The 15,722-nt window shown below is 71.2% G+C and carries 14 protein-coding genes and 1 riboswitch; of the genes, 5 read left to right on the top strand and 9 right to left on the bottom strand.

The window, feature by feature from the left end:
* Window positions 1-46: 46 nt before the first annotated feature.
* Both ACWIHY_RS15700 and ACWIHY_RS15695 read left to right on the top strand, forming a co-directional pair.
* The gene (locus tag ACWIHY_RS15700; protein ID WP_454376204.1) at window positions 47-658 is read left to right on the top strand and encodes an RNA polymerase sigma factor; all 612 of its coding nucleotides are present in this window, start codon (window positions 47-49) and stop codon (window positions 656-658) included.
* Window positions 651-1,586, top strand: a complete 936-nt coding sequence (locus ACWIHY_RS15695; protein ID WP_454376203.1) for a hypothetical protein — start codon at window positions 651-653, stop codon at window positions 1,584-1,586. Before ACWIHY_RS15700 ends, ACWIHY_RS15695 begins: the two co-directional genes overlap by 8 nt.
* A 310-nt stretch (window positions 1,587-1,896) precedes the next feature.
* On the opposite strand, the gene ACWIHY_RS15690 is transcribed toward ACWIHY_RS15695, so the two are convergent.
* The gene (locus ACWIHY_RS15690) at window positions 1,897-3,183 is read right to left on the bottom strand and encodes a serine hydroxymethyltransferase (protein ID WP_454376202.1); all 1,287 of its coding nucleotides are present in this window, start codon (window positions 3,181-3,183) and stop codon (window positions 1,897-1,899) included.
* 40 nt (window positions 3,184-3,223) lie between these two features.
* Window positions 3,224-3,312: riboswitch (ZMP/ZTP riboswitch) on the bottom strand.
* A 119-nt stretch (window positions 3,313-3,431) separates the two neighbouring features.
* Here ACWIHY_RS15690 and rocD point away from each other — a divergent pair.
* The gene (rocD, locus tag ACWIHY_RS15685) at window positions 3,432-4,637 is read left to right on the top strand and encodes an ornithine--oxo-acid transaminase (RefSeq protein WP_454376201.1); all 1,206 of its coding nucleotides are present in this window, start codon (window positions 3,432-3,434) and stop codon (window positions 4,635-4,637) included.
* A 119-nt stretch (window positions 4,638-4,756) separates the two neighbouring features.
* On the opposite strand, the gene ACWIHY_RS15680 is transcribed toward rocD, so the two are convergent.
* Window positions 4,757-5,950: a glutathionylspermidine synthase family protein gene (locus ACWIHY_RS15680; RefSeq protein WP_454376200.1), complete on the bottom strand. Its 1,194-nt coding sequence runs from the start codon at window positions 5,948-5,950 to the stop codon at window positions 4,757-4,759.
* Between the two features lie 37 nt (window positions 5,951-5,987).
* Complete coding sequence (locus ACWIHY_RS15675; protein WP_454376199.1) at window positions 5,988-6,272, bottom strand: hypothetical protein; 285 nt, start codon at window positions 6,270-6,272, stop codon at window positions 5,988-5,990.
* Window positions 6,273-6,400: 128 nt separating this feature from the next.
* On the opposite strand from ACWIHY_RS15675, the gene ACWIHY_RS15670 reads away from it, so the two are divergent.
* Window positions 6,401-7,264 carry a DMT family transporter gene (locus ACWIHY_RS15670; protein ID WP_454376198.1) on the top strand — a complete coding sequence of 288 codons (864 nt, stop codon included), beginning with the start codon at window positions 6,401-6,403 and terminating at the stop codon, window positions 7,262-7,264.
* Between the two features lie 266 nt (window positions 7,265-7,530).
* Here ACWIHY_RS15670 and pdxR read toward each other — a convergent pair whose 3' ends face one another.
* Window positions 7,531-8,931 carry a MocR-like pyridoxine biosynthesis transcription factor PdxR gene (gene pdxR, locus ACWIHY_RS15665; protein WP_454376197.1) on the bottom strand — a complete coding sequence of 467 codons (1,401 nt, stop codon included), beginning with the start codon at window positions 8,929-8,931 and terminating at the stop codon, window positions 7,531-7,533.
* 47 nt (window positions 8,932-8,978) lie between these two features.
* On the opposite strand from pdxR, the gene ACWIHY_RS15660 reads away from it, so the two are divergent.
* Complete coding sequence (locus ACWIHY_RS15660) at window positions 8,979-9,503, top strand: carboxymuconolactone decarboxylase family protein (protein WP_454376196.1); 525 nt, start codon at window positions 8,979-8,981, stop codon at window positions 9,501-9,503.
* Between the two features lie 13 nt (window positions 9,504-9,516).
* Here ACWIHY_RS15660 and ACWIHY_RS15655 read toward each other — a convergent pair whose 3' ends face one another.
* From ACWIHY_RS15655 to ACWIHY_RS15635, 5 genes are all read right to left on the bottom strand, one after another.
* The gene (locus tag ACWIHY_RS15655; protein ID WP_454376195.1) at window positions 9,517-9,981 is read right to left on the bottom strand and encodes a hypothetical protein; all 465 of its coding nucleotides are present in this window, start codon (window positions 9,979-9,981) and stop codon (window positions 9,517-9,519) included.
* An 83-nt stretch (window positions 9,982-10,064) separates the two neighbouring features.
* Window positions 10,065-11,039, bottom strand: coding sequence for an ABC transporter substrate-binding protein (locus tag ACWIHY_RS15650; RefSeq protein WP_454376194.1), 975 nt, complete (start codon window positions 11,037-11,039; stop codon window positions 10,065-10,067).
* Window positions 11,040-11,090: 51 nt separating this feature from the next.
* Window positions 11,091-13,103 (bottom strand): ABC transporter permease, encoded by a 2,013-nt coding sequence (locus ACWIHY_RS15645; RefSeq protein WP_454376193.1) that lies wholly within the window; start codon window positions 13,101-13,103, stop codon window positions 11,091-11,093.
* Window positions 13,100-14,173, bottom strand: coding sequence for a quaternary amine ABC transporter ATP-binding protein (locus tag ACWIHY_RS15640; RefSeq protein WP_454376192.1), 1,074 nt, complete (start codon window positions 14,171-14,173; stop codon window positions 13,100-13,102). Before ACWIHY_RS15640 ends, ACWIHY_RS15645 begins: the two co-directional genes overlap by 4 nt.
* Window positions 14,173-15,705 (bottom strand): GMC family oxidoreductase, encoded by a 1,533-nt coding sequence (locus tag ACWIHY_RS15635; RefSeq protein ID WP_454376191.1) that lies wholly within the window; start codon window positions 15,703-15,705, stop codon window positions 14,173-14,175. The genes ACWIHY_RS15640 and ACWIHY_RS15635 overlap by 1 nt, the downstream gene beginning before the upstream one ends.
* Between the last annotated feature and the right edge of the window lie 17 nt (window positions 15,706-15,722).

The following is a 15,722-nucleotide window of genomic DNA, read 5'->3' as shown; positions in this document are numbered from 1 at the left end:
TCTCTCAGGTGTGGAACCCAACTCGGTTCTCCGGTGTATCAAGAGTGTGAGGACGCGGGAGGGGACCCTGGAGGGGGGCCGCATCGGCATCGACGATGATGCGGTGATCGCGCGCGTGCGGGCAGGGGAGCCCGAGGCGTACGCGGAACTGGTGCGCGCCTACACAGGAATCGCGCTCAGGGCGGCTGTGGCGCTGGGTGCGGGCACGGAAGCGGAAGACGTGGTGCAGGCGGCGTTCTTCAAGGCGTACCAGTCGCTGGGGCACTTCAGGGACGGCTCGGCCTTCCGGCCGTGGTTGCTGCGAATTGTCGCAAATGAGACGAGAAACACAGTGCGCTCAGCGGGTCGGCTGCGGGCCGCGACGGGTCGGGAGGCGGCGCTGCTCGGGGCGCCGCCGGTGATACCGGAATCGGCCGATCCGGCAGTGGCGGCACTGGCGGAGGAGCGCCGGCAGCAGCTGCTGGCCGCACTGGACGAGCTGAACGACGACCAGCGCCGGGTCGTGACGTACCGCTATCTGCTGGAAATGGACGAGGCGGAGACGGCGGAGGCCCTGGGATGGCCGCGGGGGACGGTGAAATCCCGCCTGAACCGTGGGCTGCGCAAGCTGGGCCGGATTCTGCCGGGAGCGGGGGAAGGGGGTGACGAGCATGAGTGAGGGCCGACGGGAGGAGGGGGCGGAGGAGCGGGCCGGACGCCTTCCCGGGGAGCGGGCCGGCGACCTGCCCGAGGAGGGGGAACGCCTTCCTGCCCGGGGCGGCCGCACGGGCGGGGAGGCGAGCAGCGAGCGGGGCGGGGTTCCGTCCGACGGGGCGGCCGAGGTGTGCCTGGCCGACGTCTTGCGTGGGGTGGGGCGGGGGATGCGGGTCCCGGACGTCGACGGGGCCACTATGGCCGAGCGGGTGCTGGCGCAGATCATCGCGGAGGCGGTGCCCGTGCCGGTGGCGGAGCCGCCGGGGCACGGTGAGCGGCTGCGGGCCTGGGCGCGGCGCAGGTGGCGGCTGCTGACCGCCGCGCTGTCCGGGCTGCTGGTCGCGCTGGTGCTCACGCCCCCGGTGCGCGCGGCGGTCGCGGAGTGGTTCGACTTCGGGGGCGTGGAGGTGCGGTACGACCCGACGGCCTCGGCGCCGCCCGGGCGGCCCGGCGACGGGCCGCCCGGTTGCCGGCAGGGGCTGACGGTGGCGGAGGCGGCGCTGCGGGCAGGTTTCGACCCGGTGCTGCCGGCCGGCCTGAGGGAGCCGACGGCGGCTTCGGTCTCGGCCGACCGACGCGTCCTGTCGGTGTGCTGGGGGGAGGTCCGGCTCGACGAGTTCAGGGCGACCATCGATCCGCTCTTCCACAAGGCGACGCCCGTGCCCGCCGTCTACACCGAGGTGGACGGGCGGACGGCCCTGTGGTTCCCGGAGCGCCACCGGTTGACGCTGAGGCTCCTGGACGAGGCGAGCGGTCCGTACGCGCGCGAGGTCAGGTCTGCGGGGCCGACGCTGCTCTGGCAGCGCTCCGAGGGCCTGACGCTGCGGCTCGAGGGCGTGACCTCCATGGACCGGGCGGTGGACATCGCGGAGTCCGCGGACCGACCCGGCTGAGGCGGAACCCGCGGGGGCCGAGCGGTGTATGAGAAGTGACACCGCGATGGGAAGCGATGCATCAACGGGGGAGGACGAACCATGCGACTGCTACGACGACTTGCCGCCCTGGCCGGGGTGGCGCTCGCCATGCGCCGGCAACACCGGCTCCGCGGCCTGGTGGTGGCCGATACCGGGGCTGGCGGCCGGGACCCTGGTCGGCTTCGCCGGGGTTGCCCTGGTCCGGCGCGGCACGGCCCGGCGGAATCCGGGCCCACAGGACCCGGGCCCGCGGGGGCCGCGCCGTCAACTCGTCGACGCGTAAAGGACGTCAGTCCGTCGGGAGGCCCGGTGCCGGGAAGGCGGCCATGAGGTCGGCGACCTCGGCGCGGATCGCGGCGAGTGCTTCCTCGTCGCCGGTGCGCGCGGCGGTGACGCCCCGGTCGATCCAGTCGGCGACCGCCGGCATGTGTTCAGCGGCCAGACCGCGGGAGGTGAGGGAGGGGGTGCCGATACGGACGCCGGAGGGGTCGAACGGCTTCCGCGGGTCGTACGGGACGGTGTTGTAGTTCACGACGATCCCGGCCCGGTCCAGGGCCTTCGCCGCGACCTTGCCGGGCACGTCCTTGGCGGTGAGGTCCATCAGGATCAGGTGGTTGTCGGTACCGCCCGAGACCAGGTCGAAGCCGCGGGCGAGCAGCGCCTCTGCGAGTGCCCCGGCGTTGGCGACGACGGCGTGCGCGTAGTCACGGAAGGAGGGCTGGGCCGCCTCGTGGAGGGCGACGGCGATGGCGGCGGTGGTCTGGTTGTGCGGGCCGCCCTGGAGGCCGGGGAAGACGGCCTTGTCGATGGCCTTCGCGTGCTCCTCGCGGGACATCAGCATCGCGCCGCGCGGGCCGCGCAGGGTCTTGTGGGTGGTCGTGGAGATGACGTCCGCGTGCGGGACCGGGGACGGGTGGGCGCCGCCCGCGATCAGTCCGGCGATGTGGGCGACGTCCGCGACGAGTACGGCGCCGGACTCGCGGGCGATCTCCGCGAACGCCGCGAAGTCGATGGTGCGGGGCAGGGCCGTGCCGCCGCAGAAGATCAGCTTCGGGCGCTCCTTGAGCGCGAGGTCGCGGACCTCGTCGAAGTCGATGCGGCCATTCGTGTCGGGATCCGCGGTGCGGCGTACGCCGTACTGGACGCCGCGGAACCACGTGCCGGTGGCCGAGACACCCCAGCCGTGGGTGAGGTGGCCGCCCATCGGAAGGGCCATGCCCATCACGGTGTCGCCTGGCTCGGCGAAGGCGAGATAGACGGCGAGGTTGGCGGGCGAGCCGGAGTAGGGCTGGACGTTGGCGTGGTCTACGCCGAACAGGGCCTTGGCGCGGGCGGTGGCGAGGCGCTCGACCTGGTCGATGTTCTGCTGGCCCTCGTAGTAGCGCCGGCCCGCGTAGCCCTCGCTGTACTTGTTCTGCAGAACGGTGCCGGAGGCTTCCAGTACGGCCTGCGAGACGTAGTTCTCGCTGGGGATCAGGCGCAGGGTGTCGGCCTGGAGCTGTTCCTCGGCTCCGACCAGTGCGGCCAGTTCGGGGTCCGTGGCGGAGAGGGCGGGGTGGCTGAGCGGGAGAGTCATCGTGTCCTCCGGGGCGAGCGGTCAGTGTCCGGTCGTGATCCCGGGGTGCCCAGGCGGGCGGCACCTCGTGCTGTTCCCCGCACGGCTTCCCCGCGGTCTGTTCCGCGTACGCCAGTCGCCGTGCTTACCGGCCACCCTAGCGCCGCACCGCCAAGCATGGTTTCTTCGTCCGGCATGCGAGCGACGATAGAAAGGGGCACCATCCATGCCCCTCGCCGGATGGATTTGTTTCGACGATCGGAGACCCCGTGTCGACCACCCAAGCCGCCATCGCCTCAGCCGAGGCCCACAGCGCGCACAACTACCACCCTCTCCCCATCGTCGTCTCCTCGGCGGACGGCGCCTGGATGACCGACATCGAGGGGCGCCGCTACCTCGACATGCTCGCCGGGTACTCCGCGCTCAACTTCGGGCACGGAAACCGCCGGCTCATCGATGCCGCCAAGGCGCAGCTCGACAGAGTGACGCTGACCTCCCGGGCCTTCCACCACGACCGGTTCGCCGAGTTCTGCGCGCGGCTCGCCGAGCTGTGCGGCATGGACATGGTGCTGCCGATGAACACCGGGGCCGAGGCCGTGGAGACCGCGGTGAAGACGGCCCGCAAGTGGGGCTACAAGGTCAAGGGCGTGATGGACGGCACGGCGAAGATCGTCGTCGCGGCGAACAACTTCCACGGCCGTACGACGACGATCGTCAGCTTCTCCACCGACCACGAGGCCCGCGCGGACTTCGGCCCCTACACACCGGGCTTCGAGATCGTTCCGTACGGCGACCTCACGGCGATCGAGGCCGCGGTGACCGAGAACACCGTGGCCGTGCTGCTGGAGCCCATCCAGGGTGAGGCGGGGGTCCTGGTGCCGCCGCCCGGGTACCTGGCGGGCGTGCGGGCGCTGACCCGTGAGCGGAACGTCCTCTTCATCGCGGACGAGATCCAGTCCGGCCTCGGGCGTACGGGCAAGACCTTCGCGTGCGAGCACGAGGGCGTCGTCCCCGACATGTACGTCCTGGGCAAGGCACTGGGCGGCGGTGTCGTGCCGGTGTCCGCCGTCGTGTCGTCGGCCGAGGTGCTCGGGGTGTACGGGCCGGGCGAGCACGGTTCGACGTTCGGCGGGAACCCGCTGGCCTGCGCGGTCGGGCTGGAGGTCATCGCGATGCTGCGCACCGGCGAGTACCAGCAGCGTGCCACCGAGCTCGGCGACCACCTCCACCAGCAGCTGGGCCTCATGGTGGGCGGCGGAGCGGTGGAGGCGGTGCGCGGCCGCGGGCTGTGGGCGGGCATCGACATCGCCCCGTCGCGCGGCACCGGCCGGGAGATCTCGGAGAAGCTGATGGAACGGGGCGTCCTGGTCAAGGACACCCACGGATCGACGATCCGGATCGCCCCGCCGCTGGTGATCAGCAAGGAGGACCTGGACTGGGGCCTCGACCAGCTCGGCGCGGTGCTGGCGAGCTAGGCGGAGGCGCCCTGCGGCCGCGCCGTGGGTGGTCTCCGTCGAGCAACGGAGACCACCCACGGAGTGGCACGACGCGGCGCTCGCGGCACCGGGCGGTCCGGCACCGGGCGGTGCGGCCGTCAGAGGATGACGTGCGGCAGGAAGCGGGCGTACTCGTCCGTGATCAGGCCCGAGGACTCCCGGATGCCGAGTCCCGCCGCCTCGTTCTCGACCACCCACGCGCCCAGCACCACACGGTTGCCGTCGAAATCGGGGAGGTGCGCCAGCTCCTGGTAGCAGACGGGCTGGCCCCCCGGGGCCGGCGGGGAGGTGTCCCCCGGCTCGTGGATCGTGACGCCGGCGCCCTCGCGTCCCAGCAGCGGCTTGGCGACGTAACCGGGGCCGTCCGGGGCGGCCAGCTCGCGCGGGCCGTCGAGGTACGCGGCGAGCAGGTTCGGGTGGCCGGGATAGAGCTCCCAGAGAATCGCCAGCAGCGCCTTGTTGGAGAGCAGCATCTTCCAGGCCGGCTCGATCCAGCAGGTGGTGCCGGTGCCGCCGCCGTTGTCGAGAGTGTTCAGTACGTGCGGCCCGAAGCGGTCGGTCGTCAGCCATTCCCACGGGTAGAGCTTGAAGCAGCTGCGGATGAAGCGCAGCCGGCCGTCGACGAAGCGGCCCGAGAGCCGGTCCCAGCCGATCTGTTCGACCGACAGCGCCTCCGTGGCGAGCCCGGCCTGCTGGGCGGTCTCGCGCAGGTAGGCGACCGTCATCAGGTCCTCGCCGAGCTCGTCGCCGTCCGAGTGGACGAAGTGGACGGGCCCGGGCGGCAGGAGGTGCGCCTGGCGCTTCCAGGCGTCGACGAGCCGCTCGTGCAGGGAGTTCCACTGGTCGGCGCCGGGGAAGCGCTCCTCCATCCAGAACCACTGCGGGCTGGCCGCCTCCACCAGCGAGGTGGGCGTGTCGGCGTTGTACTCCAGCATCTTGGCGGGGCCCGTGCCGTCGTACCGGAGGTCGAACCGTCCGTAGACGGAAGGAAGTTCGGCGCGCCTTCGCCACGCATCGGCGACGCGCGATGCCAGGCGCGGGTCCGTGATGCCGAGGTCGGCGAACCGGTCGTGCTCGACGATGTGCGCGGCGGCGGCCAGGCACATGGTGTGCAGTTCCTCGACGACCTCCTCCATCGCCTCGACCTCGGGCAGCGAGAACTCGTAGTACGCGCTCTCGTCCCAGTACGGGCGCAGCGACCCGTCGGGGAAACGGGTCAGCGGATAGATGAGGCCCTGCTCCTCGACGGTCTGCTGCCAGCCGGGGCGGGGTTCGATCGTGTGTCGCTTCATCGCTTGAGTGCCTGGATGCCTGAGCCCGAAGGCCCTGTCAGCCGCCGCCGGAGCCGGAGGAGCCGAAGCCGCCCCGGTCGACCGCGGACTTGTCGAAGCTGCCGTCGGTGACCTTGCCGCTGTTGACGTGGCCGCCGTAGTAGTACCTGCCGTTGCTGGTGCCGTCGTCGTCGCACTCGTAGTCGGGCAGCACTTCCTGGGTGACCGGGTCCACGCACCGCCGGTCCGGCTCCGAGCCGCATGCGGTGAGCGTCGCCGCGAGTACGCCCATGCCGCCGAGCAGGACTGTGCCCGACCTCAGTTTGCGCCGTCGTGCCGCCATGTCGCGGCCCCTCCCCCGTCGTTCGAACAGATTCTCCAGACCGTCCGACAGACTAGTTGGCCCGCTCCCGCCCCCGGAACCCGGTGCGCGATCTCCACCCCCTCTAGAGTCGTTTTGTGCTCCTTGGGATGATCTGCGCACTCTGTTCTGCGGTCTGCATCGGTACGGCCTCGGTGCTCCAGGCCGTCGCGGCCCGGGCCGCGCAGCCCGGCACCGGGAGCGGGGTCGACGTAACGCTGCTGCTGCGCGCCCTGCGTCAGTGGCGGTACCTGGTCGGTCTCGCGCTCGACTTCCTCAGTTTCGCGCTCCAGATCGTCGCGCTGCTCACCATCCCGATCTACGCCGTCGAGGCCACCCAGGCCGGGAGCCTCGCGGTCACCGCGGTGGTCGCCGCGCGCGTGCTGAAGGTCCGCCTCAGGGGCGTGGAGTGGGCCGCGGTGGCCGTCGTCTCCGCCGGTCTGGCCATGATCGGGCTCTCCGTCGGTGCGGAGGGTGACAGCGACGGGCCGCCCGCACTGCCGTACGCCCTGCTCGGCGTCGCCTTCGCCGTGCTGCTCGCGGGCGCGGTGGCGGGCCGCCTGCCGGGGCGGGCCCGCGCCCTGGTGCTCGGCTTCGGCGCGGGCACCGGCTTCGGGGTGGTGTCGGTCTCGGTGCGGCTGATCGACGACCTGGCGCCGTCGGCGCTCGTCGCCAATCCGGCCGTGTACGCCCTTCTGCTGGCCGGCGGTACGGCGTTCCTGCTGCTGACCTCGGCCTTCCAGCGCGGCTCGGTGACCACGGCGACGGCGGGCATGGTGGTCGGCGAGACGATCGGCCCGGCCGTCGTGGGCGTCGTATGGCTCGGCGACCGTACGCGGGAGGGCCTGGCGGTGCCGGCGGCCGTGGGCTTCGCGGTGGCGGTGGCGGGCGCGCTGGCCCTCGCCCGGTTCGGTGAGGCGGCGGCCGACGTGGTGACGGACGAGTCGTCCCCGGCCTCTTCGGCGCAGGACTGAAGGGCGGAAGGTCCCGGCCGGGGAACCCTCAAGGATGGTTTATCGTTCATCTTTACGAGGAGAGAACGCACCGCCGAAAGGCGATCGCGCGCCCCTCCCCGTACAGCCCCGGTCGGCCTCCCCCGTCCGGCCGGGGCTCCCCCTCCTCCCCGTAGAACCCGCGCCCGAGCTCAGCCGCGCGCCCGGGACACGCCCGGAGCCACGCGGGCCCGCGCACCCGAGCCGCCCCGCCGAAGCCGGCCGCGAGCCGTCACCACCGCGAGCCGTCACGGCAGTGCCCGGCACAGCGCGTCCAGCGCCCCCGTCCACGCGCTGTCCGGAGGCGTCGCGTACCCGACGACCAGCGCGTCCCGGTCCCGCCGCACCGACGGGTGACGGAAGCTCCCCACGCCGTTCAGCGCCAGCCCCTGCCACGCCGCCGCTTGCACCACGGACCGTTCGGTGTCCGCCGGCAGTTCCAGCACCGCGTGCAGCCCCGCCGCGATCCCCGTCACCCGTACCTCCGGCGCCCGCTCCGCCAGCGCCGCCACCAGCTGGTCGCGCCGCCGCCGGTATCGCAGCCGCATGGAACGCACGTGGCGGTCGTACGCGCCCGAGGCCATGAATTCCGCGAGGGTGAGCTGGTCCATGGCACTCGACACCCAGTCCACCACCCCCTTGGCCGCCGCCACCTCCGCCGCCAGCGCCTCGGGCAGCACCATCCAGGCCAGCCGCAGCCCCGGCGCGAGCGACTTGCTCGCCGTGCCCAGGTAGACGACCCGCTCCGGATCGAGTCCCTGAAGGGCGCCGACCGGCTGGCGGTCGTAGCGGAACTCCCCGTCGTAGTCGTCCTCCAGGATCAGTCCGCCCGTAGCGCGCGCCCAGTCGACCGCCGCCGCGCGCCGGTCCGGACGCAGGGCGACCCCGATCGGGAACTGGTGGGCCGGCGTCAACAGCACCGCCCCCGCGCCCCGTAGCCCTCCCAGCTCCCCGGTGCGCGATCCGTGCGCGTCGAACCCCAGCGCCGGCGTGCGCAGCCCGGCCTCGGTGAAGACGTCCCGGTGGAAGGGGAGACCGTACGACTCGACCGCCACCTCACGCACGCGCCGCTGCCTCAGCACCTTCGCGACGAGCATCAGCCCGTGCACGACCCCGGAGCTGACGACGACACGGTCCGGCGTGGCCCGCACGCCGCGCGCCCGCGCCAGGTACTCGGCGACGGCGGTACGCAGTTCGACACGCCCGCGCGGATCGCCGCACCCGAACGCCTCGTGCGGCGCGGCGGTCAGGGCGCGCCGGGCCGCCTTCAGCCACTCGGCGCGCGGAAAGGACGCGAGGTCGGGCGCGCCGGGCATGAGGCTGTACGCCGGTTCGCGCCGCGCGCCGTTGCGCGTCACGACGGCGGGCGCGGCCCGGCGCGGCGCGGCCCGCTGCGCGACCCGGGTGCCCGAGCCCTGGCGGGCGGTGAGCCAGCCCTCGGCGACCAGTTCGGCGTACGCGTCGGCGACGGTGTTGCGGGCGACGCCCAGGTCGACGGCGAGCGAACGCGAGGACGGCAGCCGCGTTCCGGGGGCCAGCCTGCCCGTACGGACAGCTTCGCGCAGGGCGTTCATCAGGCCCGAACGCAGCCCGGAACCGCCCAGCTCCACATGCAGGTCGACTCCATGAGTGGCCCATGAATCTGTCACGGAAATGGACCATACCGGTGCGCCAACGGCCCCGTAGCGTCGTCCCCATGACGACAGACACGAACACCACGACCACGACCACGACGACGCCCGAGTACGCCCACGAGCACCCGCCCCGGCTGGAGTGGGCCAAGCTCGCCCCCGACGTCTACAAGGCCATGATCACGCTCGACGCGGCGGCGAAGAAGGGGCTCGACCCGCTTCTGGTCGAGCTGGTCAAGATCCGCGCCTCACAGCTCAACCGCTGCGCCTTCTGCATCGACATGCACTCCAAGGACGCACTCGCGGCGGGCGAGTCGGTCGAGCGGATCGTCCAGCTCAGCGCCTGGGAGGAGTCCCTGCACTTCTACACGGAGAAGGAGGCCGCGGCCCTCGCGCTCACCGAGGCCGTGACCGTGCTGACCGACGGATTCGTCTCCGACGAGGTGTACGCGAGGGCCGCCAAGCACTTCGAGGAGCCCGAACTGACCCGGCTGATCTCCCTGATCACGGTCATCAACGCCTGGAACCGCTTCGGCGTGAGCACCCGCATGGTCCCCGGCCACTACACCCCGGGCGCCTTCAAGCACTGAGCGGCGACCGCGCTCAGAAGTCGCTCCAGAGGTCGGACATCGTCGCGTACGACGTCACGAAGTACACGCAGAAGGCGACCATCACGGCGCAGAACATCACGACGAACACCGCACCGGCGGTCGCCCGCACCGCGCTCGACGGCGGGTGCGCGGTGGCCCGCCCGGGCATGCCCGCCGGGTAGTGGACGGCGACGATGTCGCCCTCGACAGTGGTGCCCGGTCCGCCGGTCTCCTCGAAGCGGACGGTGCCGGGCCCGCCGGGGACGGTGAACTCGTACACGTGGTGCAGGGTGGTGCGGACCCCGCCGCTCTCGCCCCGGCTGCTCGTCGTCGTGTACGTGCGAAGGCAGCGCGCCTCCGCGGTCAGCCCACTGCGCCAGGCCGCACGCAGCCGCACCAGCGAGAGGACCGTCTTGGCGGCCATGAGCACGGCGACCGTCGCGATCAGTGCGGGCACGGCATAGAACATGAAGTCCATCTGTGATTCCCCCGTGAGTCCTGGTTGTACGCCGAAGGGCCTGTTACCAGTAACAGGCCCCTCGAACTCAACTGGCTGAAAGCCTACTTCTTGGGCATCCAGGCCTTCCACGTCGACTCGTTCGCCTTGACCCACTTCTCGGCCGCGGCCTCGGGCGACAGCTTCTCGTCCGCGATCATCAGGGCGACCTCGTTCTGCTGCTCGGTCGTCCACTTGAAGTTCTTCAGGAACTCCGCCGCCTTGCCGCCGTTCTTCGCGAAGTCCGCGTTGAAGAACTTCTGGAGCGGCGTGTTCGGGTAGGCGCAGGCGATCTTCTTCGGGTCGGCGTCGCAGCCTTCCTTGTACTCCGGCAGCTTGACCTCGACCATGTCGATCTCGGCGTTCAGCCACTGCGGGGTCCACCAGTACGTCAGGAACGGCTTCTTCGCCTTGGCGTACTTCTTCATGGCCGTGATCTGGCTGGCCTCGGAACCCGAGTAGTTCGTCTTCAGGTTCAGCTTCAGGTTCTTGATGATCGCGTCGTCGTTGGTGACGTAGTCGGGCGACCCTTCGAGGATCTCGCCCTTGTCACCGCTCTCCGCGGTCTTGAACTCCTTGGCGTACTTGTTGAGGTTCTTCCAGTCCGTGACGTCCGGGTGCTTGTCCGCGAAGTACTTCGGCACGAACCAGCCGATGTGCCCGGTGACACCGAGGTCGCCGCCCCCGACGACGGTCTTCTTGGTGTCGACGTACTGCTTTTCCTCCTTGGGGTGGCCCCAGTCCTCCAGGATCCCGTCGATGTCGCCCTTCGACAGCGCGTCCCACGCGAGGACCTCGCCCATCTGCTGGGTCTTGACGGTGTAGCCGAGCTCCTTCTCCAGGAGATACGCCGCGACGGCGGTGTTGGCCTGCGCGCCGACCCACGAGGGGACGGTCAGCTTCACGGTCTTCTTGTCACCGGCCTCGTCGCTCTTGCCGGTCTCGGCGGCGCCGCACCCGCTGAGGGCGAGCAGGCCGAGGGCGGCGGCGGTAGCGATGGCCGTGCGGGCTGTGCGGGAATTTCGCGTATTCGTGCGCATGGTGAGGGTGACTCTCTTCTAGGCAGGAATGAAGCAAAAAGCGGGGGCTGGTCAGCTGTCCTGACGACGACGGGAACGCCCCGCGCCGGGCTGGGTGAGGCGGTCCAGTACGAGTCCGAGGCAGACGATCGCGGCGCCGGCCGTCATGCCGACACCCATCTCGCCGCGTGAGAGGCCCTTGACCACGTCGTAACCGAGCGCGCCACCGCCGACGAGGCCACCGACGACGACCACGGCGAGCACCAGCACCACGCCCTGGTTGACGGCGAGCTGGAGCGCCGGGCGGGCCAGCGGCAGCTGCACCTGGAGGAGTTGCTGCCGGGAGCCGGCGCCCAGGGAGCGCGCGGCCTCCAGGGCCGAGGGGTCGACCTCCCTGATGCCCTGGGTGGTGATGCGGACGACGGCGGGCAGCGCGTACACGACGGCCGCGATGATCGCGGACGCGCGCGTCACGCCGAACAGGGCGACCACCGGGATCAGGTACACGAACTGCGGCATCGTCTGCATCGCGTCGAGCACCGGTCGCATCCACCGTTCGAACCGGCCCGCCCGCGCCGCCGCGATGCCGAGCGCGAAGCCCAGCAGCAGCGTCACGAACAGCGCCGCGATCACCTGGGACAGCGTGTCGAGGGACTTGGTCCATACGCCGAGTACGCCGATGGCACCCATAGCGAGCGTCGAGGTGAGCGCGGTCGCCCACGATCCGACCAGCCACGCCAGCGCGGCCACGATCAGCAGCAGGGCCCACCAGGGCAGCCAGACCAGACCGTCGCGCAGCGGGTTGAGCACCCACAGCGTGAAGTTCTCCGACCACACCTCGGTGCCGCCGAGGACCGGGATGCCCGAGGCGAGGTGCTCGGTGATCCAGTCCTGGGCCTTGTTGACGGGCGTGGAGATGCCGTACGTCCAGGCCTCCGGCCACGTCGGCGTGAGCAGCGCGCGGTTGACGGCGGCGGCAGCCGCGGTGACAACGGCGACCAGCGCCCAGGCGCGCCACCCGTGCAGCAGCCGCGAGCCGCCCGGCACGGAGGTGCCGAGACGCTCGCCCGCCGCCGCGGTCGTACGGTCGAGCCAGACCGCGATCAGCACGATCGGGATGCCGGCCGCGAGCGCCTTGCCGACGTCGACCGTCGACAGCGCCGAGTAGACCTCTTCGCCGAGACCGCCGGCGCCGACGAGCGCCGCGATGACGACCATCGACAGCGCCATCATGATCGTCTGGTTGAGGCCGAGCAGCATTTCCTTGCGGGCGAGCGGCAGCCGCGCCGTCCACAGCCGCTGCGGGCCGCTCGCGCCGAGCGAGGCCGAGGCCTCCAGGACCCCGGCGTCGGCACCGCGCAGGCCGAGCGCGGTGAGGCGGGCCATCGGCGGGGCGGCGTAGATGACCGTGCAGAAGAGCGCGGCGGGCGTGCCGGTGCCGAAGACGAGTACGAACGGCAGCAGGTACGCGAAGGCCGGCATCACCTGCATGGTGTCGAGCACCGGGCGCAGCATCCGGTGGAAGCGGTCGGAGAGTCCGGCCGCGAGACCGAGCAGGATGCCCAGTACGGAGGCGAGCGCCACGGCCACGACCATCAGCGCGATGGTGAGGAGCGTCGCGTCCCACATGCCGAGCACCCCGCACACGGCGAACACGACGGCCGCGATGCCCGCCGTCTTCGCGCCGCGCCGGTCGAGTCCGGCGGCGCGCCACGCGAAGAGCACGGCCATGGCTCCGAACCCGGCCCAGCCGAGGGCGTCGAGGCCGTTGTAGACGGCGTCGACGGCGTCGGTGGCGGTGTTGGAGAGGTGCAGCAGGAAGTACAGGAAGAGGGGGTGCGTCTCGCGGTTGTCGATGACCCACTCGTTGACGTCGTCGAGCGGACCCGACACGTCGACGGTCAGACCGGCGGGCCAGCTGCCACCGCCCCACAGAACCGCCCCGAGCGGCACGAGCACGAACGCGGCGACGGCGAGCGCGAGCAGCTTGCGCCCGGCGCGGTGACGTACGACGGCGGCGAACCGGCCGGTGGCGCCCTGTGTCGTCGCCTCGTCCTTCACGGGTACGGTGACGGCCGCCGTCATGCGGCGACCGCCTCAGCCGTATCGATGCCCGCGACGACCGCGAGCAGCGCCTGCTGGTCGACGATGCCGATGCAGCGGCCGTTCTCCATCACGCGGGCGGGCTCACCGGTGCGGGCGACGGCCTCGATGGCGGCCGAGACAGTGGCATCGGGAGAGACGGAGGCTCCGCTTTCGGTCTCGCTCACGTCGTCGGCGGGCCGCATGGCCGTCCGTACGGTCATGACCTGCTCGCGCGCCACGTCACGGACGAAGTCGCGCACGTAGTCGTCGGCGGGCGAGCCGACGATCTCCTCGGGGGTGCCGAGCTGCACGATCCGGCCGTCGCGCATCAGCGCGATCCGGTCGCCGAGCCGCAGCGCCTCGCTGAGGTCGTGGGTGATGAAGACCATGGTGCGGCCCTCTTCGCGGTGCAGGCGGATGACTTCTTCCTGCATGTCGCGGCGGATCAGCGGGTCGAGCGCGCTGAACGGCTCGTCGAAGAGGAGCACTTCGGGGTCGACGGCGAGGGCGCGGGCGAGGCCCACGCGCTGCTGCTGCCCGCCGGAGAGCTGCCCGGGGCGGCGCTCCTCCATCCCCGCGAGGCCGACCTTCTCGACGACCTCGGCGGCCTTGGCGCGGCGCTCGGCCCTGCCCATGCCCTGGATCTCCAGGCCGTAGGCGACGTTGTCGACGACGGAGCGGTGCGGCAGCAGGCCGAAGTGCTGGAAGACCATGGAGGCGCGGTGCCGGCGCAGTTCGCGCAGCCGCGACTTGTCCATGGACAGGACGTCCTCGCCGTCGATGGCGATGGCGCCGGAGGTCGGCTCGATGAGCCGGGTCAGGCAGCGTACGAGGGTGGACTTTCCGGAGCCCGAGAGCCCCATGACGACGAAGACCTCGCCCTTGTGCACGTCGAAGGAGACGTCACGGACAGCGGCGGTACAGCCGGTGCGGGCCCGCAGTTCGTCTGCGGACAGTTCGGCGCACTCCTTGTTCGCCGGTATTCGGTCGGCCTTCGGTCCGAATACCTTCCACAGGTTCTGTACGGAGAAGACCGGTTCGGCGGCGTTCGTCTGTTCAGTGGCGGTCATCACGCATCACCTCCCGGTGCAGTTGTTGAGCCAAGCAGTTCGGCGCACTTCTCCCCGACCATCAGGACCCCGAGCATCGGGTTCACGGCGGGCATCGTAGGGAAGACGGATGCGTCGGCGATGCGGATGCCTTCGAGCCCACGGATTTTCAAGTCCGGTGACACTACGGCAAGTGCGTCGGAGGAGGCACCCATCCGGCAGGTCCCCGCCGGGTGGTACACCGTGTGCGCGACCTTGCGGGCGTACTCGCTGATGTCCTCGTCGGTGGTGACGTCGGGCCCGGGGCAGACCTCGCGCTTGAGCCACTTCGCCAGCGGTTCGGCCTTGGCGATCTCGCGGGCGATGCGGATGCCGTCGACGAGCGTCCGGCCGTCGTAGTCGTCCTCGTCCGTGAAGTAACGGAAGTCCAGCGAGGGCTTCACGGACGGATCGGCGCTGGTCAGGAAGAGGCGGCCGCGGCTGCGGGGCTTGGGGATGTTCGGGGTCATCGACACGCCGTGCCCGGGGCGCTCGTAGCCGAGCCGCTCCGGGTTGTCGGTGAACGGGATTTGGTAGAAGTGGAACATCAGGTCGGGCCCCGGGCTCTCCGGGTCCCTCCGTACGAACAGACCCGCGTCGGAGTCCATCGCCGAGTTCTCGGGGATCGGCCCGTGGGTCTCCCAGACGATGACCGACTCGGGGTGGTCGAGCAGGTTCTCGCCGACGCCCGGCAGGTCGAGCACGACCGGAATCCCGAGCGCCTCGAGGTCGGCCTTCGGGCCGATGCCGGAGTGCATCAGCAGGCGGGGGGTGTCCACGGCGCCCGCGCAGACGAGCACTTCACGGCTCGCCTCGACGAGGATCTCCTCGCCGTCCTTCGTCCGCACCCGCACGCCGGTCGCCCTCGTCCCGTCGAGCTCCAGCTTGTACGCCCAGGTCTCCAGCATGATGTGGAGGTTCGGCCGGTCGAGGAACGGGTGCAGGTACGCGACCGAGGCGGACGAGCGCTTGTTGTTCTCGGGGTGATAGGCGAGGTCGAAGAAGCCGGCCCCCTCGTGGAAGGGCGCTTTGTTGAAGCCCTCGACGCGCGGTACGCCGATGGCTTCCTGCGCCGCGTCGACGAAGTCGCGGGCGATGGCGTTCCGGTCCTTCTCGTCGACCGGCACGATGTTGTTGCGGAGCTTGTGGAAGTACGGCCCCATGGCGGCCGCGTCCCAGCCCTCGGCCCCGGCGGCCGCCCACTCGTCCCAGTCGGACGGCAGGGGCTGGAAGGCGATGAGGGTGTTGTGCGAGGAGCAGCCGCCCAGGACACGGGCGCGGCTGTGCCGGATGTGGGAGTTTCCGCGTGGCTGCTCGGTGGTGGGGTAGTCGTAGTCGAGCTCACCGCCGAGCAGGCCCATCCAGCGGCGCAGCGTCAGCACTTCGGGGCGGTCGACGTCGGAGGGGCCACCCTCGATCACGGCGACGCGGACGGACGGGTCCTCGGTGAGCCGGGACGCGATCACCGAACCCGCGGTGCCGCCGCCGACAACGACGTAGTCGTATACAGGCATGGGTTGCTGCTCCTCTT

It is taken from the genome of Streptomyces sp. NPDC055287 (assembly GCF_053646035.1).
The sequence above is the reverse complement of the archived record's forward strand: the minus strand, read 5'-3'. Positions and strand labels throughout refer to the sequence as shown.

Bases quoted from the DNA above. Each gene is read 5' to 3' on its own strand.
- ACWIHY_RS15645 (WP_454376193.1), bottom strand. From the start codon at position 13,103: ATGACGGCGGCCGTCACCGTACCCGTGAAGGACGAGGCGACGACACAG.
- ACWIHY_RS15690 (WP_454376202.1), bottom strand. From the start codon at position 3,183: ATGACTCTCCCGCTCAGCCACCCCGCCCTCTCCGCCACGGACCCCGAA.
- ACWIHY_RS15650 (WP_454376194.1), bottom strand. From the start codon at position 11,039: ATGCGCACGAATACGCGAAATTCCCGCACAGCCCGCACGGCCATCGCT.
- ACWIHY_RS15660 (WP_454376196.1), top strand. From the start codon at position 8,979: ATGACGACAGACACGAACACCACGACCACGACCACGACGACGCCCGAG.
- ACWIHY_RS15670 (WP_454376198.1), top strand. From the start codon at position 6,401: ATGATCTGCGCACTCTGTTCTGCGGTCTGCATCGGTACGGCCTCGGTG.
- ACWIHY_RS15635 (WP_454376191.1), bottom strand. From the start codon at position 15,705: ATGCCTGTATACGACTACGTCGTTGTCGGCGGCGGCACCGCGGGTTCG.
- ACWIHY_RS15675 (WP_454376199.1), bottom strand. From the start codon at position 6,272: ATGGCGGCACGACGGCGCAAACTGAGGTCGGGCACAGTCCTGCTCGGC.
- ACWIHY_RS15680 (WP_454376200.1), bottom strand. From the start codon at position 5,950: ATGAAGCGACACACGATCGAACCCCGCCCCGGCTGGCAGCAGACCGTC.
- ACWIHY_RS15695 (WP_454376203.1), top strand. From the start codon at position 651: ATGAGTGAGGGCCGACGGGAGGAGGGGGCGGAGGAGCGGGCCGGACGC.
- ACWIHY_RS15640 (WP_454376192.1), bottom strand. From the start codon at position 14,173: ATGACCGCCACTGAACAGACGAACGCCGCCGAACCGGTCTTCTCCGTA.
- ACWIHY_RS15655 (WP_454376195.1), bottom strand. From the start codon at position 9,981: ATGGACTTCATGTTCTATGCCGTGCCCGCACTGATCGCGACGGTCGCC.